The 21663-nt window shown below is 60.5% G+C and carries 19 protein-coding genes; 4 read left to right on the top strand and 15 right to left on the bottom strand.

Translation table 11 applies throughout. The annotated features are described in order from the left end of the window. Positions 1 to 62 precede the first annotated feature (62 nt). From I1M21_RS05470 to I1M21_RS05455, 4 genes are all read right to left on the bottom strand, one after another. Complete coding sequence (locus I1M21_RS05470; RefSeq protein WP_195192753.1) at positions 63 to 2066, bottom strand: ABC transporter ATP-binding protein; 2004 nt, start codon at positions 2064 to 2066, stop codon at positions 63 to 65. A 1-nt stretch (position 2067) separates the two neighbouring features. Further along, positions 2068 to 3792, bottom strand: coding sequence for an ABC transporter ATP-binding protein (locus I1M21_RS05465; RefSeq protein ID WP_195192752.1), 1725 nt, complete (start codon positions 3790 to 3792; stop codon positions 2068 to 2070). Beyond that, positions 3792 to 4295 carry a MarR family winged helix-turn-helix transcriptional regulator gene (locus I1M21_RS05460; RefSeq protein WP_195192751.1) on the bottom strand — a complete coding sequence of 168 codons (504 nt, stop codon included), beginning with the start codon at positions 4293 to 4295 and terminating at the stop codon, positions 3792 to 3794. The genes I1M21_RS05465 and I1M21_RS05460 overlap by 1 nt, the downstream gene beginning before the upstream one ends. A 180-nt stretch (positions 4296 to 4475) precedes the next feature. Next, positions 4476 to 4766 (bottom strand): hypothetical protein, encoded by a 291-nt coding sequence (locus tag I1M21_RS05455; protein WP_006235631.1) that lies wholly within the window; start codon positions 4764 to 4766, stop codon positions 4476 to 4478. A gap of 294 nt (positions 4767 to 5060) precedes the next feature. Between I1M21_RS05455 and I1M21_RS05450 the strand changes: the two genes are divergently transcribed. Continuing rightward, positions 5061 to 5582 (top strand): nitroreductase family protein, encoded by a 522-nt coding sequence (locus I1M21_RS05450; protein WP_195192750.1) that lies wholly within the window; start codon positions 5061 to 5063, stop codon positions 5580 to 5582. A gap of 128 nt (positions 5583 to 5710) precedes the next feature. On the opposite strand, the gene I1M21_RS05445 is transcribed toward I1M21_RS05450, so the two are convergent. The 3 genes from I1M21_RS05445 to I1M21_RS05435 all read right to left on the bottom strand — a co-directional run bounded on the left by I1M21_RS05445 (position 5711) and on the right by I1M21_RS05435 (position 8896). Then, on the bottom strand, positions 5711 to 6286 hold the full coding sequence (locus tag I1M21_RS05445; RefSeq protein ID WP_195192749.1) for a hypothetical protein: 576 nt from the start codon (positions 6284 to 6286) through the stop codon (positions 5711 to 5713). Positions 6287 to 6370: 84 nt separating this feature from the next. Continuing rightward, the gene (locus I1M21_RS05440) at positions 6371 to 7588 is read right to left on the bottom strand and encodes a helix-turn-helix domain-containing protein (protein ID WP_195192748.1); all 1218 of its coding nucleotides are present in this window, start codon (positions 7586 to 7588) and stop codon (positions 6371 to 6373) included. Positions 7589 to 7861: 273 nt separating this feature from the next. Beyond that, the gene (locus tag I1M21_RS05435; protein WP_195192747.1) at positions 7862 to 8896 is read right to left on the bottom strand and encodes a YeiH family protein; all 1035 of its coding nucleotides are present in this window, start codon (positions 8894 to 8896) and stop codon (positions 7862 to 7864) included. Positions 8897 to 9089: 193 nt separating this feature from the next. Between I1M21_RS05435 and I1M21_RS05430 the strand changes: the two genes are divergently transcribed. Next, positions 9090 to 9791, top strand: a complete 702-nt coding sequence (locus I1M21_RS05430) for a GntR family transcriptional regulator (RefSeq protein ID WP_226790702.1) — start codon at positions 9090 to 9092, stop codon at positions 9789 to 9791. A gap of 115 nt (positions 9792 to 9906) precedes the next feature. Here the strand turns inward: I1M21_RS05430 and glmS are convergent, their stop codons facing one another. Continuing rightward, positions 9907 to 11754, bottom strand: coding sequence for a glutamine--fructose-6-phosphate transaminase (isomerizing) (gene glmS, locus I1M21_RS05425; protein ID WP_195192746.1), 1848 nt, complete (start codon positions 11752 to 11754; stop codon positions 9907 to 9909). Positions 11755 to 12066: 312 nt separating this feature from the next. On the opposite strand from glmS, the gene I1M21_RS05420 reads away from it, so the two are divergent. Further along, a complete protein-coding gene (locus tag I1M21_RS05420; protein WP_229025628.1) occupies positions 12067 to 13179 on the top strand; it encodes a LacI family DNA-binding transcriptional regulator in 1113 nt (370 codons plus the stop codon). A 113-nt stretch (positions 13180 to 13292) separates the two neighbouring features. On the opposite strand, the gene I1M21_RS05415 is transcribed toward I1M21_RS05420, so the two are convergent. Then, positions 13293 to 13943 (bottom strand): HAD family hydrolase, encoded by a 651-nt coding sequence (locus I1M21_RS05415; RefSeq protein WP_195192744.1) that lies wholly within the window; start codon positions 13941 to 13943, stop codon positions 13293 to 13295. 172 nt (positions 13944 to 14115) lie between these two features. On the opposite strand from I1M21_RS05415, the gene larE reads away from it, so the two are divergent. Continuing rightward, positions 14116 to 14994: an ATP-dependent sacrificial sulfur transferase LarE gene (larE, locus tag I1M21_RS05410; protein ID WP_195192743.1), complete on the top strand. Its 879-nt coding sequence runs from the start codon at positions 14116 to 14118 to the stop codon at positions 14992 to 14994. Between the two features lie 307 nt (positions 14995 to 15301). On the opposite strand, the gene I1M21_RS05405 is transcribed toward larE, so the two are convergent. The 6 genes from I1M21_RS05405 to I1M21_RS05380 all read right to left on the bottom strand — a co-directional run bounded on the left by I1M21_RS05405 (position 15302) and on the right by I1M21_RS05380 (position 21297). Beyond that, positions 15302 to 15754, bottom strand: a complete 453-nt coding sequence (locus I1M21_RS05405; RefSeq protein WP_195192742.1) for a PTS sugar transporter subunit IIA — start codon at positions 15752 to 15754, stop codon at positions 15302 to 15304. Positions 15755 to 15765: 11 nt separating this feature from the next. Next, positions 15766 to 16704, bottom strand: coding sequence for a transketolase family protein (locus tag I1M21_RS05400; RefSeq protein ID WP_195192741.1), 939 nt, complete (start codon positions 16702 to 16704; stop codon positions 15766 to 15768). Beyond that, positions 16704 to 17534 (bottom strand): transketolase, encoded by an 831-nt coding sequence (locus tag I1M21_RS05395; protein WP_117746489.1) that lies wholly within the window; start codon positions 17532 to 17534, stop codon positions 16704 to 16706. Before I1M21_RS05395 ends, I1M21_RS05400 begins: the two co-directional genes overlap by 1 nt. 63 nt (positions 17535 to 17597) lie before the next feature. Next, a complete protein-coding gene (fsa, locus tag I1M21_RS05390) occupies positions 17598 to 18281 on the bottom strand; it encodes a fructose-6-phosphate aldolase (protein WP_006235616.1) in 684 nt (227 codons plus the stop codon). A 124-nt stretch (positions 18282 to 18405) separates the two neighbouring features. Next, on the bottom strand, positions 18406 to 19680 hold the full coding sequence (locus I1M21_RS05385; protein ID WP_195192740.1) for a class II D-tagatose-bisphosphate aldolase non-catalytic subunit: 1275 nt from the start codon (positions 19678 to 19680) through the stop codon (positions 18406 to 18408). Positions 19681 to 19824: 144 nt separating this feature from the next. Next, a complete protein-coding gene (locus I1M21_RS05380) occupies positions 19825 to 21297 on the bottom strand; it encodes a PTS fructose transporter subunit IIC (protein WP_006235614.1) in 1473 nt (490 codons plus the stop codon). Positions 21298 to 21663: the final 366 nt, after the last annotated feature.

Genomic DNA, 21663 nt, shown 5'->3' with positions numbered 1-21663 from the left:
GGGAATCCGCTCCCGGCGCGCCTTCTTTTCGATGTGACATGCGGGACTGTCCCTTTGCCACCTTATGCGAACTGGCTTAGGTAGAGGTCGGCATAAACGCCCTCGGCAGCCAGCAGCTCCTTGTGCGTACCCTGCTCGATGATATTGCCATGATCCATGACCAAGATCAGGTCGGCATCCACAATCGTCGACAGGCGATGCGCGATCACAAAGCTGGTGCGCCCGCGCATGAGCGCGTCCATGGCGCGGCCGATAGCAAGCTCGGTGCGCGTGTCCACGCTTGAGGTCGCCTCGTCCAGGATGAGAATCGCCGGGTTGTTGAGCAGCACGCGCGCAATGGTCAGCAGCTGGCGCTGGCCCTGGCTAATGCTCTCGGCATCGTTGGCCACCCGCGTGTCATAACCCTGCGGCATGGTGCGCACAAAGAAGTCGACCTGCGCGGCGCGTGCGGCTGCCACGATCTCCTCGCGCGTCGCCTCGGGACAGCCATAGGCAATGTTCTCGGCAATGGTGCCATCGAACAACCAGGCGTCCTGCAACACCATGCCAAACTGCTGGCGCAGCTCGCCACGGTCCATGCGGCTCGTGTCCACACCGTCGAGCGTAATGCGCCCGCCGTCAATCTCGTAAAAGCGCATGAGCAGGTTGATGAGCGTGGTCTTGCCCGCACCCGTGGTTCCCACCACCGCAATCTTCTGACCCGGCTCGGCGGTAAACGACACGTCGCGCATAAGCGGCTTGTCGGGCGAATAACCAAAGCGCACGTGCTCAAAAGCGACGCGGCCCTCAACGCGACCCGGCAGCTTGACAGCCTCGTCCGGCAGCGGATCGGCCTCCATCTCGGGCTCGTCGAGCAGGTCGAACACACGCTCCGCACTCGCCAGCGCGCTCTGCAGCGAGTTAAAGGTAAACGACAGTTGCGTCATGGGTTCGGACGCCTCGTAGATAAACTGGAAGAACGCCTGGAACACGCCGACGGTCATGTGACCGGCGACCAGCATGCTGCAGCCAACCAGCGCGATCACGATCTGCGCCAAACGGCCGATAAAGCGCACCGCAGGGCCGACGGCATTGATCATAAAGTCGGCCTTGGTACTCACGCGCGCTAGCTCCCTCGAGGCCTCATGCACTTCGGCAGAGCTCTGACGCTCGCGATTGAACGCGCGAATCACCAGACGTCCCGAGTAGCCTTCCTCGACCGCGCTCGTAATCTTGGACACCCACTCCTGGCGCTCGCCGGTCACGTCATGTGTGCGGCGCGAGACCACTTTGGTCACCAGCAGCGACAACGCCGTAAAGAACAAAAAGACCAGCGTGAGCGGCACGCTAAACACGAACATCACGCCCACGGCGCCCACCACGGTGCCGATCGACACCAGCAGCTGCAGCAGTCCGCGCTGCATGCTTTCGGACATCTTGTCCAGGTCGTTGGTCGCGCGGCTAACGACCTCGCCGGGACGATGCGCGTCAAAGTAGGCAAGCGGCAGACGGTTGAGCTTTTGCGCGATGCGGTTACGCAGACGCAGGTTGAGGCGTTCGGCCACGCTCGACATCAAAAAGCTCTGGAGCGCGTAGAACGAGGTAGCGGCCGTCCAGATCATAAAGTAGATGAAGATAGTCCTGCCGCAGTTCTCCCAGGTGATGCTGAAGGTAGCGTCGTTGGCAAACGCCAGCTTTACATGTCCCCACAACTCATCGATGACGCGGGCGCTGTACGCCGGCGCCGCGGTGTTAAAGATGACATAGAACACAATGCTCGCGAACACGATATAGAAGCGCCAATGGTCGCCGGCAGCCTCACTCCACAGACGGCGTACCGTCGCCCAGGTGTCACGGGGTTTCTCGTCCTCGTCCTCGTCGTCCACATCGCGCATGCGCTCTGCCTCAGCGCGGGCGCGCTCGTCCTCGGCGCGCTCGTTTTCCTCGTAGAGCGCTTGACGGCGAGCCTCGCGTTCGGCTGCAGCCTTGGCGGCATCGTCCAGACCGGGCGCGACCGCCGTCTCCTCAGCCGTCCCTGCTGCTACGACGTCATCAACGACGCCCTGCTTCTTGAGCTCCTCGGTCATGCTACTCACCTCCCTTCATCTGCGATTCCGCGATGGCGCGATACACCTCGCAGGTCTCCATCAACTCGTCGTGCGTGCCCAAGCCCACGGCCTCGCCATCCTTGAGCACCACGATCTGGTCGGCATGCAGAATGGTCGAGATACGCTGCGCGATGATGAGCACCGCGGCATCGCGCGTTTCGTCCTGCAGTGCATGGCGCAGGGCGGCATCGGTCTTAAAGTCCAGGGCCGAAAAGCTATCGTCGAAGATATACAGATCAGCGTGCTTCATGAGCGCACGGGCGATGGCCAGGCGCTGGCGCTGACCGCCCGAGAAGTTCGTACCGCCCTGCGCCACCGGGGTATCGAGCCCCTGCGGTTGGTCGAGTACAAAGGTGCTCTGGGCAACCTCAAGCGCGTGAAGCATGTCGCCCTCGGTCGCGCCTTCGTTACCAAAGCGAAGGTTGCTCGCCACCGTGCCCGAGAACAGCCACGCCTTCTGCGGCACATAGGCAATGCGCCCGCGGATTTCGTCTTGCGTAAGCTCGCGCAGGTCCACACCATTCAGGCGAATGGAGCCCTTGGTGGCATCGTGGAAGCGCAGCAGAAGCTTTGCCACCGTCGATTTGCCCGAGCCTGTCGAGCCAACGATCGCAGTCGTCTGACCGCGACGGCAGGCAAAGCTCAGGTCGCACAGGGTGTCCTCGTCGGCGTCGTCAAAGCGAAACGACATATGATCGAACACGGCGACCACATCGGCCCCGTCCTTTGAGTCGGACGCGGCCGCATCAAGCGTACGCCCGCCATCGACGATGCTCGGCTCAATCTCCAGCACCTGCTGCGCACGGTTCAGGCACGCGGCAGCACGCGGAAGCGTCAGCACCACCATCTGGGCCATCATCACAAAGAACAGGATCAGAATTGCATACTCCAGCACCGCCGAGATACTCGCAATCTGCATGGCGTGGGCGCCTACGCGGTTGCCGCCCACCCACAGCACCGCCACCTCGGCGATGTTCATCAAAAAGAAGCTTGAGCTGTCGAGGCCCACAAACAGGTGGTTGACTTTGATGGCGTTGGCGGCGTATTCGCTAAACACCTCGTCCAGACGCCGTTCCTCGTGGCGCTCCTTGTTAAACGCACGGATGACGCGCACGCCCACGATGTTTTCGCGCAGCACCACGTTCATGCGGTCGATAAAGCTCTGCAAGCGCATAAAGATCGGAGCCGCGTTGGCAACCGTAAAGACCGCCGCCACCAGCACAATCGCAACGACTACGCCCAGAAGCGTGCCCATGGCAGGATCGATAAACCAGGCAAAGATGATGCCCGCCACAGCCAAAAACGGCACGGGCAGCACCAGCTGAATCGTCTGCAGAATCGCCTGCTGAATCACGTTGATGTCGTTGAGCGAGCGCGTGATCATCGATCCGGTGCCAAAGCGCTCAAAATCGCTGGCCGCGAGCTCGAGCGATTTGTCGTACACGGCATTGCGGATATCGCAAGCCACGTTGGCGGCCAGGCGCGCCGAAAGATAGCAGCCCAGCACCGTGCCGCCGCTAGACATGCTGGTCGCGATAAACATGTATAGGCCGTTGCGTAAAATGTAGTCGACATCGCCCGTGGTAATACCGGTGTTGACCATGTTCGCCAGCATCGTGGGAACCAGCAGCGTACCGACGTTATCCACCAGCAGCACCAGCAGCGTCACTGCGACAAGCCCTCGATAGGGCTTCAAAAACCTCATTAGCAGTCGCACGACTCCCCCTCACCTTGATTCTCGGCTTGGCTCTCGGCAGCGATATGCTGCTTAAAGGCATTGCACTCCTCGCCGAGCACCTGAGAGAATTTGCCGATCAAGCGCATAATCTCGCGTTGCTCACACGGCTCAAGCGCGCCAAAGGCTCGCTGCTCGGCCTTGAGTGCCGGCAGCGCATAACGCCGCTCGGCAAATCGCCTGCCCTCTTCGGTCAGGCTCACAACCTTGTTCTTACGGCTGCCTTCGGCAAACTCCAACGTTGCGAAGCCCCGCGCCGTCAAGGTTTTAATTGCCGAGTTGATGGTCTGCTTGCTGTAGAACCATTCGCTTGTCAGACGGCTTACGGCAATACTGCCGCCCGCCGTGCTGGTATCGACGAGCATCCAGTAAGCGCAGTCCGAAAGGCCGCAGGCGCGCGAGAACTCCGAATAGATATGGTCGAGTCCATTGAGCAACCGGTCGAAGTCGACCAGCGCAACCGCACTATTCATCTATCCCACCATTCATTGTCCGATTTTTGACCAATTTTGTGTCTCTAGATTAGTCCGAGTTTTGACTATCGTCAACAGGCTCTCCGCAAATGCGTGCACTTTTATGGCCTATCGGCAGAAAAAGACCACCGGCGCGGGGGCGGCGCCAGCGGTCACGTGAAAATCGAGTTTTATTGCCTGTTAAGCGGCGACGGCCTCATAGACCGTAGCGCCCGAGAAGCTGTCATGCAGGCTCTTGCCGGCAATCCACGGCAGCTCGACGACCTCGCAGACCGTGTTGACCAGCTCGGAGCAGTCAGTAAAGTGGCCCTTGTCGTTGAGGGCCTCGCAATCCTGAACACGCCAATAGCCATCGGTGTGCGTGATGTAGTACTCGTGATCGTTGATCGACACGAAAGCGCGCGTCTTGGAACGCAGCAGCTTCAGAAATCCTTCGAAGTCGGTCTCGACGACATCTCCAGCCTGGAACATGATGTTACCTCCTGGCCCGGCGCCACCACGGCGCATTGATAAACGTTGGCACTCCTTTAGTAAAACCTTTATCAGAGGTTATGCGTTCGTCATTTAGGCAAGTGGTAAAAAACCGCAGGGTAGACGGGATAAAACGTTTAACCATCCCATTTGTTTGTCACATTCTGAAGGTACTTTTATGCAAACCTACTTTCCCAATTGGAATCTATCCTTTTGGCCGGGCAATTGACCGTCTATCGTTTAAGCCCGACGGGTATGAACGGGGCATCTGCAACGCCACCGCAAGGAGACACCATGGAGACTATCGAAGCACTCATTCACCGCCGCAGCTGCCGCAACTACAGCAATCGTCCCGTCGAGGCCGAAAAGCTTGCACGTATTATCGAAGCCGGCCAATATGCACCGAGCGGCATGGGCCGCCAGCCGGTGACGTTTGTCGCCGTCACCGACCCCGCGACCGTCGAGCGTCTCTCGCAGCTCAACGCCCAGGTCATGGGCAGCAACAGCGACCCCTTCTATGGCGCCAAGACCGTTGTGGTGGTGCTGGTTGACCGCAGCGTGCCCACACATCTGGAAGACGGCTCGCTCGCCATGGGCAACCTGCTCAACGCCGCCTATGCACTGGGTGTCGATTCGTGCTGGATTCACCGCGCGCATGAGGTCTTTGACTCGCCCGAGGGCCTGGAGCTGTTGGCCAGCTGGGGCCTGCCCGCCGACGGCAGTCTGCGCGGTGTCGGTCACTGCATTCTGGGCTATGCCGAGGACACGCTACCCGAGGCAAAGCCGCGCCGCGACAACGTGGTGTACGTGAAGTAGACAGTTCCGCCGTTCTACCGAACGGCGGCCGCTCGCTGCTGGCGACTGACATCGGATGAGTTACTGTTGGCATTCGGCACTTGGGCAGCTGAAAGGCCCCGTCCCAAATTAGCTGCCCCACTCGCAACTTATCCCGCCGATGGAGTTGTCGTCGTTTCGTTCGTCTGGGCCGTTTCGGCGTCGTCGCCTTGCTTGTCTTCGTCCTTTTGAGCATCGGCGATGGTGGAGGCCGCCGCGACGATACCGCGCTGGGGCGCGACGCCCGTCTGGGTCTGTGCGCCCTCGACAACTTCTGCACCTGCATGCGCGAGCTCGGGCGATTTAAACACTGCGTCCAAGTTGGCGCCGCCACCGGCGTAGCCGAGCGCAGCGAGCGCGATGACAATCGCTGCAACGACGACCGCGATCGGAACATAACGATGCCAGCCAGCCGGATTGAGCCCGCTGCGGCGGGCCGCCCCGCGGCTGATGTAGCCGAGCGTGCCGTCGTGTTTGAGCTTGGAGCCCACCACGCGCTTACGGCCCCACAGCGACGACTCGGCCTGCATGGCCAAGCGGGCGCTTGCCGAAGGATAACCATATTTCGTACGCTTAAATGAGCCATCGAACCCAGAGGCATGCTTGCCCCACGTCACCGATGTTGTGCGTCGGTTGACCGGCGCGGCACTCTGCCTTCTGCGGCTCGGTTTTGTAGTCTCAGCCATACGCCCCCGCACGCCGTAACCAAATCGAAACAATAACGCTTTGGACTGTAGCACACGCATCGCGCGCGGTCACGGGCGCCTCGCTCAACGGTCACCGTCCTTCAGCAAGCGCCACAGCGTTGTACGGCTTATGCCCAGCACCTCCGCCGCACGGGTTCGGTTGCCGTGGAGATGGTCTACGACCAGCCGTGCGACATCTCGTTCGGTATCGGCCAGGGGTCGCAGGATATACAGATCGCTGTCGAGCGTCGGAGCGCCAAAGGTCGCGGTTTTGATCACGTCCTCTTGGGCGAGCACTTCCTCCGCCGCGGCACGTTCGACCACGCCTGCCCCCACCAATATATAGAGTCGTTCCGAGACCTCGCGAAGCTGCAGATAGTTGCGCGGCCAGCGGTAAGCATCGAGCATCTTCGCCGCCGCGGCGGACAGCGTGGGCGCTGCCGTTCCAAACGCATCAGCGAGATACTCCAGATAGCGCGCGACCTTTGTCGATGTGCCGCCCTGCTCGGCAATCGCCGGCGCCACGCTCACCGCGCAGGCAAAACGATCGGACACAAAGGCAGCCTGATCGCTTTCACTACCGCCCGGCATATCATTTGCTGTCAGCACCACGTGGCAGCGCGTCGCCAACGCGGTGTCGGACATCGTGGAAACGAGCTCGCGGAGGCGCTGGGGACCAACCGCGTTCCAGCCCTCAATGCAAAGGGTCAGCCCCGTTTGGAACAACGGCGATTCGGAGCTTTTGAGCACATGGCGCCAGCCACGATCCGCGAGCTCATCGAGCGCAATGGAAACAAAGGGCTGGTCGACAAACGGGCCGTCCAAGTAGAGGCGCTTGGCAATCTCGGCCTGCCCCGCGCCCAATTCGCCCTCGAGCATAAGGGGCACGCCGCGCACATAGCTCTCGGAAACCGGTGCAGCTACCGCAGCGGCACCCTCAACGATGCCGTACGCGCTCGATTCATAGCGGGCCTCAACTTCGTCGGCGTTGAGCCACTCGATGCCCGCATGCGCCGCGGCGCCGCGCACCTCGCGGACCACGACGACCCAAAGGCCCCCGCCCTCTTTGTCGGTGGGGCGAACGGTCAGGCTCAGGCGCGTACCCGCACGCCCCATAACCAGACGCGCGCCGTCTCCTATACGGTCGAGGCGCTCGGCAACAAAAGCCGCCACATCCCGCTCAAGAGCCGCGTCATTCATGGTCGAGATCGCGACGTCCCCACGCGCATCGATTGCCAATGCCGAGGCCCCGGCAGCAGCCAGGGCCTCGGTCAAGATGTTCAGCTTGGCATCGCTATCCATGATTTGCCCCTGTCCGCGGCGACATGCAGCCGCCGACGGTCGCACGACCGAGTGTTTCAAAATTGAACGATATTGCTCACCAAACACTATAGGGCAGAAAGCGCCGTCCTGCGAGTATAGGTGTTGCCCCGCATCGCCATCCTGGCGGGGCGATAAGAGCTCTTCGGGACTTATAAACCTGCGGACAAGCCATACCCGCAAGAGCTCCTATCGCTCCACCGCAGGCTTGCGCTCGCCAGCACGCAGCACGCAGCACGCAAACAAGCTACTTCTCTACCAGATTCCCAGTACGTGCTGCATTCCCAAACTCATGCACGCGATGCCAATCCAGCAGCAAAAGCCCAATGCGATGGGCTTGCCGCCCTTTTTGACCAGCTCGACGATATCGGTATTAAAACCAATAGCCGCCATGGCCATCACAATAAAGAACTTCGACAGCTCCTTGATGGGCGCCGTAAAGGACGCGGGAAGCTGAAACACCGTAGTGATCACGCTCGCCAGCACAAAGAACAGCACAAACAGGGGAAACGCGCGTTTGAGGGAGAACGTGCTTTTGGCGTCGCCGCCGGCCTTGCGCGCCAGATGCATCTGCCAGCAAGCAAGCGCCAGCGTGATGGGAATGATGGCCAGCGTCCTGGTGAGCTTGACCACTGTGGCGCTCTCGAGCACATTGGCGCCGGGATGCATGCTGTCCCAGGCGCTCGCCGCAGCCGTTACGGACGAGGTGTCGTTGATGGCGGTGCCGGCAAGCAGGCCAAAGCCCTCGTTGGTCAGCCCGAGCATGCCGCCGAGCGTTGGAAACACGAGCGCCGCGATAACGTTAAACAGGAAGATGACCGAAATGGCCTGGGCAATCTCGCGATCGTCGGCATCGATGACGGGTGCGGTCGCGGCGATAGCAGAACCGCCGCAAATCGACGAACCCACACCCACAAGCGTCGCGATCTTACCCGGCACATTCATGACGCGGCAGAGCACAAAGGCGATGACAAGCGAGGTCGAGATTGTCGCCACGATAATGGGCAGCGACTGGGCGCCCTTGGACAGGATCTGGGAGAGGTTCATGCCAAAGCCAAGCAGGATAACCGCGTACTGCAAGACTTTTTTGGACGTATAGGTAACGCCGGCGGCGAGCTGTTCGCGACGATTCTTGGGAAAGACGAGCGCCAGGACCATGCCAAAGAGGATGGCAAATACCGGACCGCCGACCACCTCAATTTGTTTGCCGAGCAACGTCGCGGGAATGGCGATGATCAGGCAGAACAAAACGCCTTTCCAGCGCTCGCGTACGATATTTGCCAGTTGCATATGGGATTCCTTCTTTCTATTTCACGTTTTCGACGGCTTATGATACGGCAACATTGAGCGCAGCCTTGCGCAAACACAGACTAAGATGCCGCAATAGTTCTCAGGCAACAGCCGAATTACCCACCGTGGAGAGCTGATTCGCGGCATAATTAACAACTGACATATGAGTTTGATAGAACAGTTGCGAGGCGCTATGGAAGAATCGATGCACGTCGGCGAGCAGGAAACGAGCCTACAGGACCAGTCCTACCACACCATTCGACGCAAAATCGTCTACCTGGACTACAAGCCGGGCGAAAAGCTGGGCGTCAAGCAACTTTGCGACGACCTGGATATGGGGCGCACCCCTGTGCGCGAGGCACTGGTGCGTCTGGCGCAAGAGGGCCTGGTGCGCACCGTGCCCCAGAGCGGCACCTACGTCTCACCCATCAACCTCACCCTTGCCGAGAGTGCCTGTTACATCCGCGAACATCTGGAAAAGCAGGTGATCGTGGAATGCTGTGCGCGCGCCACGTCGGCCGGCATCGAGCAGCTCGACCGCGCCATCGCGCTGCAGGAAAAGGCCATGGCCGAAGAGGATCGCATCGGCTTCTTTTTGAGCGACAACCTCATGCACCACATGATTTTTAGCATCGCATGTCGCAGCACCGTGTGGTCGTGGCTCGAAGAGACCAATGCCGACTTGGAGCGCTTCCGCTGGCTGCGCGCTGCCACGCAGGTTCTCGACAATCAGGACATCGTGAACGAGCACAAGCAGATTCGCCGCGCTATCGCCGGTCGCGACCCCATCGAAGCGAGCTTTTTGGTCAGCAAGCACCTGCACATGATGTTCCGCAACCAAACCGAGGTTCTGGACCAGTTCCCCGAGTACTTCGAGACCAGCAAGCTCCGCTAACCTGCCAAAAAGGGACAGGTTCATTTTGGCAGGTTTTATCCGGGCAAATGCAACAAGGCCCGGCTCCGTCTTGATGCGGAGCCGGGCCTTAGTCGTTAGGACGGCGGAATATTAGTTATTCCACGGTCACGCTCTTGGCGAGGTTTCGGGGCTGGTCGACGTCGCAGCCGCGCAGGATTGCCACCTCACGGGCGAGCAGCTGCAGCGGGACGCTCGCCGTAATGGGGCTGAACACGTCGCGGACGGCAGGCACGCGGATGACGCAATCGGCGATCTTGTTGATCTCCTCGTCGCCCTCGGTGGCAACGACGATCACCTTGGCACCGCGGGCCTTGCACTCCATAAGGTTCGACACCGTCTTGTCATAGGTGGCGCTCTTGGTGGCCACGGCGATAACGGGGAAACCCGGATCGATCAGAGCGATGGGGCCGTGCTTCATCTCGCCGGCAGCGTAGGCCTCGGCATGCAGATAGCTGACCTCCTTGAGCTTGAGCGCACCCTCGTAGGAAATAGCAGCGCCCATACCGCGGCCGACGAACAGTGCCGACTGTGCGTCCTTGCACAGCAGGGCGGCCTCGTGCACGGCATCGGTCTGCGTGTCCAAAATCCACTGGATCTGCTCGGCGGTGTCGGAAAGCTCGCGGAACATCATGCGCGTCTGCTTAGTGGTCAGGCGGTACTTGACCTGTGCCAGCAGCAGGGCCAAAAGCGTCAGGCTCACAACCTGGCCGATAAAGCTCTTGGTCGAGGCGACTGCGATCTCCTTGTTGGCTTTGGTGTAGATGACGCCGTCGCTTTCACGCGCCACGGGGCTGCCCACCACGTTGGTGATGCCGAAGACCTTGGCGCCCTTGATGCGCGCATCGCGGATGGCCGCCAGCGTGTCGGCCGTCTCACCCGACTGGGACACGGCCACGACGAGCGTCGTCGGCGTGATGATGGGGTTGCGGTAGCGAAACTCGCTGGCCGCCTCGACCTCGGTGGGGATGCGAGACCAGCCCTCAATAAGGTTCTTGGCAATAAGGCCGGCGTGATAGCTGGTACCGCAGGCGATCACGTAGACGCGGTCGATGTCGTTGAGCTCCTCGAGGGACAGACCCAGCTCATCGATGTCGAGCTCGCCGGCAGGCGTCATACGGCCAACCAGCGTGTCACGCACGACGCGCGGCTGCTCGTGGATCTCCTTGAGCATAAAGTCGGGATAACCGCCCTTTTCGGCCATGTCCAGATCCCAGTCGATATGGGTGACCTTGGGCTCGATCACGTTGCCGGCCTCGTCGGTGTACTCGACGCCCGCGGGCGCGAGCTTGGCAAACTGACCGTCCTCGAGCACTACCACGTCGCGGGTTGCATCGATGAGCGCGATGACATCGGAGGCGACATAGGCGCCGGTCTCGCCCGCGCCGACCACGATCGGGGAATCCTTGCGGGCAACAGCGATCACGCCGGGCTCGTCGGCGCACACGGCAGCCAGGCCATAGGCGCCCACCACGTGGGTGCAGGCCTCGCGCACGGAGGCCATCAGGTCGTGCGTCTCGGCATAGGCCTCTTCGATCAGATGCGCGAAGACCTCGGTATCGGTCTCGCTCTTAAAGTGATGGCCGCGGCCCTCCAGCTCCTCGCGCAGCTCGGCGAAGTTCTCGATGATGCCGTTGTGGACGATGGCGATGCGGCCATCGCAGCTGGTGTGGGGGTGAGCGTTAACGACGGAAGGCTTGCCGTGGGTAGCCCAGCGGGTGTGGCCGATACCGCAGGTAGCGTCGCTGTCGATATTGGAAAGCTCGCTCTCCAGGCCTGCAACCTTGCCCACGCGGCGGATGACGTCGAGGTGCGCTGCAGCGCCCTCGCCCACCTCGAGTGCGACGCCCGAGGAGTCATAGCCGCGATACTCCATGCGCTTAAGGCCTGTGACCAGGATGTTCTTTGCAATATCAGAGCCGGTGTAGCCGACAATTCCACACATAGGATAAATCCCTTCGTTCGCGTGACTGCAAGACGTCCACGCTCAAGGGGCGCTGAGACGTATAACGTTCGAGTATTGTACTCACGCAAGCACAAGCTGATATACCAGAAGTGGTATCTCAACTTAGATACCACCCGATGTACACACGTCCAGCCGGTCCAAACCACCACAAAGGTGCCCGTCCCCTTCGTGGTGGTCGCGTTGGCAACAGCGTTTCCCCAGATAAAACCTGCCAAAATAAACCTGTCCCTTTTTGGTAGGTTTGGGATGCTACAATCTGGCTTGTACTTGAAACGCATCAAAGGGGCCGCTATGGCAAAGGTAAAAATCAGCGACGTCGCGCGCGAGGCCGGAGTTTCGTTGGGCACGGTCTCCAACGCGCTCAACCACCCCGAAAAGCTGCGCCCCGAGACCCTCAAGCTCATCGACGAGACCATCAATCGCCTTGGCTACCTGCCCAACCAAAGCGCCCGTCAGCTCGCGGGCGGCGCCACCAAGTCCTTTGGCCTGGTGCTCCCCCGTCTCGACCACGGCTTTTCGCTCCAAATCGCCAGCGGCGCCCACAACGAGGCCCGCAAGCACGGCTACGACCTGCTCATCGCCAACGCCGATAACGACGACATTCTCGAGGACCATTACCTGCGCTATTTTATGGGCACGCAGATGTCCGGCGTCATGGTTCAGTCCATGGCGTCCCCCGACTGGCACCCCGCCATGGCCAAGATGCCCGTGCCGATCGTCCATCTGGACATCCATTGCTCCGAGCCCGGCTACTACGTAGCGGCCGACAACGAGGCCCAGGGTCGCATCATTGCCGAACTTGCCATCGCCCGCGGCGCGCACCATATTGCCGTCGTCGGCCGAGCAGCATTTATGCAACTCACCCTGCGCGTCCTTGGCATTCATAAGGCGCTCGCCCTGCACCCCGATATCAAGATCGAAGTCATCGACGCCGGCGAATGGAATACCGCTGCCGACGGCTACGGCATCGGTGCCCAAATCGCCGAGCGCCCCGCGGACGAACGTCCCGATTTTGTCGTCGGCCTGACCGATGTGCTGGCCTCGGGCGTCGTTTCGGCACTGGTCGACAAGGGCATCTCTGTCCCCGGGCAAGTACGCGTAGCAGGCTGCGATGGCAACCCACTCGCTTGGAGCGGATCGGTCCCGCTCACTACGGTAGCGCCCCCGGGCTACGAGATTGGCCGCAAGGGCGTTCAATTGCTCATGGAGCAAATTGAGAACAAGGCCCCGGCAAAGACCAAGCACGTCCACATCGGCTCTGCCGCGCGCACCGTCACCGCGGTCACGGCCATCGAGGACATCAACCGCCAAGAACTCGTGCGGCCGTTCCTGCTGGAACGCGCCAGCACCCAGGCAAGCAGCCAGACCGACGCCACGGCCATCAACCTCGGTGCGTATCTATAGCACGCCCGCAAGTATGCTAAGTCGCCGCTCAAGCAAAAGGGGCCCGACCATTGCCGGGCCCCTTTTGCTTAAGCGCAAACGTGAGCAATCGCTCGTTTTAACGCCGCAATTTTCTAGCGCACAGCCTTGATTGCCGCCGCCAGATCGAACAGCGTATCGAGCACGGCCTCGCAGCCATCCACCACGTCCTGCGGCAGCGGCACGATATCGGGGACGGCAAAGACATGGCAGCCGGCCGTAATGCCCGAGACGCAGCCGTTGCGCGAATCCTCGACCACGGCACATTCCTCGGGAGCAAAGCCCGCGCGCTCGCAGGCGAGCAGATACATCTCGGGGTCGGGCTTGCCGTGCACGACGTCCTCGCCACACGTTACCGTTTCAAACTTGTCAAAGAGGCCAACCATCTTAAGGTTGCGCTCGGCCGTAACGAGGCGCGACGACGTCGCTAGACCAACGTGATAGCCCGCAGCCAGCAGCTCGTCTAGGCACTCGGCGGCGCCGGCCTTAAGTTCCAGTTCGGTCTTGACCATCTCGTCGCGAATCTCCTTGTGGCGACGATAGATCGCCTCGGTGGTTTCGTGGCTGCCATAATGCTTATCGAGGATATCCATAACATCGGGCAGCGTGCGGCCGATAAACTGATGGATCAGCGCTTCATCAATCGCGAGCCCCAGCTCAGCGGCGCCTGCCTTCCAGGCCTTAATCCCCAAACGCTCGGTATCGACCAGCGTTCCATCCATGTCAAAAATAACAGCCTTGATCATATCGGTCCCCCATCGACTCTCGCTGTCACGTTGCTGCAACTCTACCGCATTTGGCAACTTGTATATAACGTATATACCATATTGCACTTTCGTACACAGATAGAAGTCTTATGACAAGTAACGCATTAGGATTATAGTTTTCGATCGAGTACTCAACGATAAGGATCGTTTCATGATTTTAGACACCACGGCACCCGCAGAGGAGCTTCAAGACAAGCTATCGGCGCTCGAACAGCTGCTTTTGGCATACGGACGCGTGGCTATCGGGTTTTCCGGCGGCGTTGACAGCAGCTTTTTGGCCGCCGTATGCGCCCGCATCATGCCTACCAATACCCTCCTCGTCCATCTCACCACGCCGCTCATCGGCACGCCCGAGCAGGCTTCGTTTGAGCAGTCCGTTGATGGGCAGGCCAATGAGGGGCCGCATTTTAAGCTCCCCGTGCTCAATCTTTCGGTGGATCAGTTGCAGCTCCCCCAAGTAGCCTGCAACGATGCCAATCGCTGCTACCACTGCAAGCACGCCGGCTTTACCGCCATCGTCAACCACGCCAAGTCGCTCGGCTTTCCCACCGTCATCGATGGCAGCAATGCAAGCGATCGCGGTGACTACCGCCCCGGCATGCGTGCGGCAGAAGAGCTCGGCGTACGCTCACCCCTTATGGAGGTCGGCTTTACCAAGGACGAAGAGCGCGAGCTGCTGCGCGCATGGGGCTATCCCGTTTGGAACCTACCGGCGGGAGCATGTCTTGCCACCCGCGTCCCCACGGGCGAGGAGCTTACGCGCGAGAAAGTCGATTTAATCCGCGCCTGCGAGGATTACCTGCACGATCTTGATCTGGCACAGGTACGCGCACGCCTGGTCGGCGGCTGCATGCATATCGAGGCCGCACCCGCAGATGTTGCCAAGATTGCCACCCTCGGCGGTGCCGCCGTCGACGACAAGGGCAAGACCCCGCTGCCCGCCATTATCGAGTCCGCGCTGCGCGAGCTGGGCTGCGGCCATATCTCCCCCGAGGTCACCCCCTACATCCACGGCAACATGAACCTTTAGGTTACGCCGTTTTACAAACGGCGTAACTGCTCGGCGCTGCGCGGGCTCCGGGCACGGCAATCTGACGTTCAACTTCACGGGCGCGACCAAAAGGTCAGCGCCCGCTTGTTTCACGTCACCTTACCGCACCCGGAGCCCGCTCGCTCGCATATGCTCAACCTGGACTGCGTTAACTGACCTGTCAATAAGGGACAGGTTTATTTTGGCAGGTTTTATCTGGGGAAACGCAAATAGGGCCGTGACACCCATACGGCGTCGCGGCCCTTTTCCTTGGAGAAGGATCAATTGATTGAACGGGATGACTGTTCTAGTCTTCGAGTCCGCTATTGATGAGCTCCGCAATCTCAACAGGATCGGTGCTCGCACGCACTTTGTCACGGAAGCCTGCGTCCATCAGCATCACGGCAGCTTTGGAGAGCAGGCGCAGATGCGTGGTTCCGGCCTCGCCGGCGGGCACGTACAGCGCGAGCGCCACATCGACGGGTACGCCATCAAAGCTCGGCCACTCAACAGGCTCGGACAGCTTGAGCACGGCCACACCCGGCGTATGGATCGCATCGCTCTTGGCATGCGGAACGGCAAAACCGGCGACAAGCCCGGTCTCGGCCTCGTTCTCGCGAGCAATAAAGGCAGCCTCTACGGCAGATGCGTCATCGGCAAAGCCGAGTTCGATTGCCTGCTCGGACAAATAATGCAGGGCGTCCTCGCGCGAGGCGGCGGTATACCCTATCGTCACTTGGTTGGCAGATACAAATCCCATGAAAACCTTCCTTACAACACGGACCTGACCGCAGCTTCGATGCCGCCGGCGTCCAAACCGTACTTGTGCAGCAGATCAACCGCAGGGCCGGATTCACCGTACACATCGCGCACGCCGACGCGACGCATCGGCACTGGATGCTGCTCCGCGAGCACGCCGGCAACTGCCTCGCCAAGACCGCCGATAATCGAATGCTCCTCGGCGGTAACCACGCGACCGGTCTTCTTGGCGCTGGCTACAACCAGGCGTTCATCGAGCGGCTTGATCGTATGCATATTGATGACCTCGGCTTCGATGCCATCGGCAGCGAGCGCCTCGGCAGCCTCAAGCGCCTCGGCGACCATAAGGCCACAAGCGATGATGGTCACATCGGACCCCTCGCGCACGACCACGCCGCGACCAATCTTGAACTCATAGTCCTCGCGATCGTTAATGACCGGTGTTGCCAGGCGGCCGAAGCGCATGTAAACCGGGCCCTCAAACTCATAGGCGGCGCGCACACAGGCACGAGCCTCGACGTCGTCGGCGGGAACGACCACCGTCATACCCGGAATCGTGCGCATGAGTGCGATATCCTCGCAGCACTGGTGCGTGGCGCCGTCCTCGCCCACCGAAATGCCGGCATGGGTAGCGCCAATCTTGACGTTGAGGTGCGGGTAGCCAATGGAATTGCGGACCTGCTCGTAGGCGCGACCGGCGGCAAACATCGCAAAGGTGCTCGCAAAAGCAACGCGGCCCGTGGTCGCGATGCCGGCGGCAAGACCCATCAGGTTGCTCTCGGCGATGCCGGCGTCGTAGAAGCGCTCAGGGTGCGCAGCCTTAAACTTACCGGTCTGCGTGGCGGCGGCCAGGTCGGCATCGAGAACCACAAAGTCATCGCGCTCATTGCCCAGCTCGACAAGTGCCTCGCCATAGCTAACGCGCGTGGCGACTTTCTTGACGTCTGCCATTAGAGCTCCTCCCCTGCTGCTGCGAGCTCGGCCATGGCCTGCTCAAACTGTTCATCGTTGGGTGCCTTGCCGTGCCAGCCCACCTGGTTTTCCATAAAGGAGACGCCCTTGCCCTTCACCGTCTCGGCGATAATGGCCACGGGCGAGTCGCTCACTTTGCGGGCCTCGGCAAAGGCGGCGGCAATCTGCGCCATGTCGTTACCGTCGGCGAGCTCGATCACATGCCACTTAAAGGCGCGGAACTTGTCAGCGAGCGGCATGGCCGAGTTGACCTCATCGATCGTGCCGTCAATCTGCAAGCCGTTGTGGTCGACGACGGCAACAAGATTGTCGAGTGCATGGTTGCCGGCGAACATGGCCGCCTCCCACACCTGGCCTTCCTCGCACTCACCGTCGCCCAGCAACGTGTAGACACGGTAGCCGTCGCCCCAGTGCTTAGCGGCAAGCGCCATTCCAACTGCAGCAGAGATGCCCTGACCGAGCGATCCGGTGGACATATCGATGCCAGGGGCGTCGTTCATGTTGGGATGGCCCTGCAGTCGGCTGCCAATATGGCGGAGCGTCTCGAGCTCTTCGACGGGAAAATAGCCGCGATTTGCCAACACCGAATACAGGCCCGGCGCCGCGTGACCCTTGGAGAGCACAAAGCGATCGCGATCGGCCTTGTGAGGGTCGGCAGGATCGATATTCATTTCCTCAAAGTACAGATACGTCATGATGTCGGCAGCACCGAGCGATCCACCCGGGTGTCCCGACTTGGCCGCGTGAACCGCAGTCACGACACCCTTCCTGACCTCATTGGCGACCTTCGCCAGCTCCTGGTTGGTCATACGAATTCCTCTCTTGAGAACAACCCCGGCACCGGATGACACGATGCCGGGGCAATCCACTCGTTAAGCCTGAGCGACGACCTTCTGCCAGTCGGCCTCGAACGAGGCAAGGCCCTGATCGGTCAGCGGATGGTGCAGGCACTTCTTAAGGGCTGCCATGGGCACGGTCGCGATATCGGCGCCAAGCAGCGCGGCCTGGGTTACGTGGTTGGGCGTACGAACCGAGGCGGTGATGATCTCGACGGTGTCGTCGACGTTCTTGCCCGTCCAGTCGTAGTTCTTAATGCAGGTCACGACGTTGTCGAGCTGCGAGATACCGTCCTCGGCGATGTCGTCGAAACGACCGACAAACGGGCTGATGTAGCGAGCACCGGCGTTGGCGGCCATAAGGGCCTGCGTCGGCGAGAAGACGAGCGTCATGTTGACGCGCACGCCAGCATCGGCCAGCGCACGGCAGGCGGCAAGGCCGGCCTCGCACACGGGAAGCTTGACCACGATGTTGGGGGCGAGGGCGGCAAGGCGCTTGCCCTCCTCGATCATACCCTCGGCAGTGGTCGCGGTAGACTCGGCGGACACGGGCAGGCCCTCGCAGAGCTCGGCAATCTTGAGCATATGCGGCTCAAAGTCGGCAAGCTTGCCGCCGGTCTTGGCGTACAGGGACGGGTTGGTGGTAACACCGGCCAGGCAGCCCCAGCTCTTGGCCTCGGCAATCTCGTCCAGATTGGCGGTATCGATAAAGAACTTCATGGTGAACCCCTTCAAAGGAAGCTAAAACTCAAAAGAATGGGACAAAGGGACTGCCCCTTTGTCCCATGTACCGGGCCTGCAGCTGGGACATGCCCCAGGCCCGGCGTCGCGTAGGAAAAGCTACTTACTCGGCAAGAGCGGCCTCGATGCGGGTCGTGACGCCCTTGAGGTTAAGACCGACGACGTACTGCTTGATCGGGCGCTTGATGTGCTCGATGACAAAGCGCTTGCCGTCGATGTCCTGAGCGGCGAGGTTGCGGTAGAGCTTCTCGACCTGCTCCTTGACCTCAGGATCGTTGAACGCATAGTGACCGGAGACATCCAGGATCTTCAGGCTGAGCTCATCGTCGGCAAGAATGTCGTCGACCTGCAGGTTGACGTCGTCGCCAGTCATCCACTTGCGCCAGCGCTCGGTCTTGATGGCCTTGACCAACAGCGTGTGATACAGGTCGGAGGGATCGTCACACAGGCCGTTGTCGACCAGGATCTGCTCGGTAGCGCAGAGCTTGAGGTAGGCGCGGGTCTCCTCGGTGCCGTACTGAGGGGCGACATTGGAGGCCGTCACGTGAGCCGGGATGTGCTCGAGCAGCGTCGCGTCGTCCAGGTAGTCGGCGTTGTGCTCCTTCAGGCCCACGCCGTAGCGCTTTGCCATGTCGGCGAGCTCGCGGGCGTTCTTAAAGTTGTAATGGCCAACCTGCTCGGTCCAACGGGTGAGCGTACCGGTCTGACCGACGATAAAGGTGGGCATGGGGCAGCCGCGCTTCTCGAGCTCGGGCTGCAGCTGAGAAATGAACTCCTCGTACTTATCGGTAGAGGTCAAGCCGCCATTGGTCTCCTCGGTACCGACCTCATAGGCGACCTCGGGCAGGTTATGCTCGCGACGGTACTGCTCAAGGTAGTCGATAAGATCGATCGTGCGGCGAAGCACCACGTCGAGCGGAATAACCTTGCCGATCTGATAGGGGTCCTTGGTGGGGTCGACCATCAGCAGGTCAAAGCCTGCCTCCATGTCGGCGACGAAGGACTTGCGAGCGAGCTCCATGGCCTCGTCCTCGGGCAGGTGGGCGTTACGCTCCTCGTCGCGCTGCCACGGACCGCCGTGATCGCGGCACAGGTAGTACGGGCCGGTGTAACCCACCTCGTCGGCAACCTTCTTGATGTCGGCGGCAAAGCGCGTCTGGTCCCAACCGTTGACGTAGCCGGCGCCCATCTCGTCCATATCGACCTGGTTGCGGCTGGCGATAAACATGGGCGGGAAATCCTCGTCCTTGGCAAGCTCGAACACGGCCTGAATCAGGTTGGGGCTCATGGGGCCAATGCCGACCATGGTTGCGTGATCGCCGCTATCCTGCAGCTTGAGCATGCCCTGAACGGCCTGGCGGATGGTGAGGTTGGACATTTTGTTCTCCTTCTCCAGAGGATTTTTGACAAAAGTTCCCTGGGACCCAGATGTGGGCCCTATCAGTACGGATGGATTTTGTTGTGTAGGGGCGGTTGTGCGGAGTCAAATCCATCCCTCCGCACAACCGGAGTCCTTAAAGGTTTACTTGGCCTGCTTATCGAGCGTGGGCTTCATGGCAATCAGGATTGCAGCGGCGACCACGGCGCCAATCACGATGTCCAGGCAGAACAGCGCGACGTTGTTGGTGGCAAGGGCGACGATAAAGCCACCGTGCGGGACGTAGCAGTCGATGCCCTGGAAGGCGGCAAGTGCCGCACCCACGGCAGAGCCGATGCAAATGCCGGGCAGGGTGTGACCGAGGTCCTTGACCGCGAAGGGGATAGCGCCCTCGGTAATACCGATGCAGCCCATGAACAGCGCGGAGATGCCCATCTGGCGGTCAGCGTCATCGAACTTGTTCTTGGCGATGAGCGCAGCGAGGCCACAGGCGATCGGGGGAACGGCGACGGCGACGCGGAACATACCGTTAGGACCGTAGATACCGGAGGCCATGATGGCCATGGTGAAGGTCGAGGCGGTCTTGTTGATGGGGCCACCCATATCGAAGGCGGTCATAACGCCAATGACCAGACCCAGGACAACTGCGGAACCGCCCTGCAGGCTGCCGAGCACGCCGGTGAGCCAGTCCATCACAAAGCCAAGCGGCGTGGCCAGGATGTAGATATAGGCCATGCCCAGGACAAGCGAGGTCAGAATCGGGATGATCAGGATGGGCATGATGGTCTGGATGGTGTTGTTGACCTTCCAGGTCTTCATCCAGCGGACAAAGTAGCCGCAGATGACCGCCATGATCATGGCGCCCAAGAAGCCGGTCGAAACGCTGTTGCCGTTAGGGGTAACGACAGCGTTGTTGACCAGGTAGCCCAGGACAAAACCGGGGGCGAGCGCGGGCTTGCCGGCCATCGAGTAGGAGATGTATGCCGCAAGCACCGGGATCATCATGGAGATGCCGGCCATGCCGATGGTGTTAAGGCTCACCATCAGCGGGTTCGTAACCTCCATGCCGTTGGCGCCGGCGGTACCGGATGCCAGCGAGAAGGCAAGAAACACGCCGCCGATAACGACGATGGGGATAAAATAGGAAACGCCGGTATTGAATGCATTGAGCAGCGTCTTGCCAGGATCGGCAAAGATAGACTGCTTGGACGCCGGTGTCGGGGCCTGCGGGGCAGCGGAGACGGCCTTCTTCTCTGCCTTGGCCTCGGCCTTGGGCGCGTCAACGGCGCCACCCGTCGCCTTGATGATCTCAATGGCCTGGTCGATGATCTTTACCGGATCGGCGATTACATCCGAGGTGCCGACCTTCAGGAACTTGCCCTCGGCCATCTTCTGCTCAAAACGGTCCTCGTTCTCGACACCCACGTCGACGGACTCCAGGACCAGGTCGGCGGAGTCCACGTCTTCCTGCGTGAGCTCATTCTCGATACCCAGGCCACCCTGAGCCTCGACCTTGCACTCGATGCCACGGGCGGCGCATTCATCCTGAATCGCCTTCTGGGCCATATACGTGTGGGCGATACCCACAGTACAGGCGGCAACGCCTACGATCTTCATTGCTTCCCTCTTTTCATAGAGTTGCGTGCGCAAGACACCGTTTGCGGAGGCCTCCGGAGCATCCCCTGCCGTTTGGACTTGCTGTCTTTTCGACAAGACCAATATAGGTGCTCGTTTTTCTTAATGCCAGCTTATTTCGGTAAACGCGCAGGTCAGAGCGTTGGTTATGCGATTTAGTTATGCGTTTAACCAAAAATGAATCCTGCGATTTTACCCTCGATTTCAAAAGTCAAGAAGTATTTGATTTTCTCGGTAGACGGCAGATGCGCATGCCGGTCACAAATTTCGACCCCACCCGTATGCCGCATTTGTTGCATACTCATATGAAAGGATAAAACCGCTCACCGAAGCGCATCCCTCACCAAG

This window comes from Collinsella aerofaciens, from assembly GCF_015546965.1.
Classification (GTDB): domain Bacteria; phylum Actinomycetota; class Coriobacteriia; order Coriobacteriales; family Coriobacteriaceae; genus Collinsella; species Collinsella aerofaciens_X.
This window is presented reverse-complemented; position numbering and strand designations above follow the sequence as displayed.

What these genes read in the sequence shown, in the direction of transcription:
- I1M21_RS05470 (WP_195192753.1), bottom strand. Translation starts at nt 2,066, where the DNA reads ATGACCGAGGAGCTCAAGAAGCAGGGCGTCGTTGATGACGTCGTAGCA.
- I1M21_RS05465 (WP_195192752.1), bottom strand. Translation starts at nt 3,792, where the DNA reads ATGAGGTTTTTGAAGCCCTATCGAGGGCTTGTCGCAGTGACGCTGCTG.
- I1M21_RS05460 (WP_195192751.1), bottom strand. Translation starts at nt 4,295, where the DNA reads ATGAATAGTGCGGTTGCGCTGGTCGACTTCGACCGGTTGCTCAATGGA.
- I1M21_RS05455 (WP_006235631.1), bottom strand. Translation starts at nt 4,766, where the DNA reads ATGTTCCAGGCTGGAGATGTCGTCGAGACCGACTTCGAAGGATTTCTG.
- I1M21_RS05450 (WP_195192750.1), top strand. Translation starts at nt 5,061, where the DNA reads ATGGAGACTATCGAAGCACTCATTCACCGCCGCAGCTGCCGCAACTAC.
- I1M21_RS05445 (WP_195192749.1), bottom strand. Translation starts at nt 6,286, where the DNA reads ATGGCTGAGACTACAAAACCGAGCCGCAGAAGGCAGAGTGCCGCGCCG.
- I1M21_RS05440 (WP_195192748.1), bottom strand. Translation starts at nt 7,588, where the DNA reads ATGGATAGCGATGCCAAGCTGAACATCTTGACCGAGGCCCTGGCTGCT.
- I1M21_RS05435 (WP_195192747.1), bottom strand. Translation starts at nt 8,896, where the DNA reads ATGCAACTGGCAAATATCGTACGCGAGCGCTGGAAAGGCGTTTTGTTC.
- I1M21_RS05430 (WP_226790702.1), top strand. Translation starts at nt 9,090, where the DNA reads ATGGAAGAATCGATGCACGTCGGCGAGCAGGAAACGAGCCTACAGGAC.
- glmS (WP_195192746.1), bottom strand. Translation starts at nt 11,754, where the DNA reads ATGTGTGGAATTGTCGGCTACACCGGCTCTGATATTGCAAAGAACATC.
- I1M21_RS05420 (WP_229025628.1), top strand. Translation starts at nt 12,067, where the DNA reads ATGGCAAAGGTAAAAATCAGCGACGTCGCGCGCGAGGCCGGAGTTTCG.
- I1M21_RS05415 (WP_195192744.1), bottom strand. Translation starts at nt 13,943, where the DNA reads ATGATCAAGGCTGTTATTTTTGACATGGATGGAACGCTGGTCGATACC.
- larE (WP_195192743.1), top strand. Translation starts at nt 14,116, where the DNA reads ATGATTTTAGACACCACGGCACCCGCAGAGGAGCTTCAAGACAAGCTA.
- I1M21_RS05405 (WP_195192742.1), bottom strand. Translation starts at nt 15,754, where the DNA reads ATGGGATTTGTATCTGCCAACCAAGTGACGATAGGGTATACCGCCGCC.
- I1M21_RS05400 (WP_195192741.1), bottom strand. Translation starts at nt 16,704, where the DNA reads ATGGCAGACGTCAAGAAAGTCGCCACGCGCGTTAGCTATGGCGAGGCA.
- I1M21_RS05395 (WP_117746489.1), bottom strand. Translation starts at nt 17,534, where the DNA reads ATGACCAACCAGGAGCTGGCGAAGGTCGCCAATGAGGTCAGGAAGGGT.
- fsa (WP_006235616.1), bottom strand. Translation starts at nt 18,281, where the DNA reads ATGAAGTTCTTTATCGATACCGCCAATCTGGACGAGATTGCCGAGGCC.
- I1M21_RS05385 (WP_195192740.1), bottom strand. Translation starts at nt 19,680, where the DNA reads ATGTCCAACCTCACCATCCGCCAGGCCGTTCAGGGCATGCTCAAGCTG.
- I1M21_RS05380 (WP_006235614.1), bottom strand. Translation starts at nt 21,297, where the DNA reads ATGAAGATCGTAGGCGTTGCCGCCTGTACTGTGGGTATCGCCCACACG.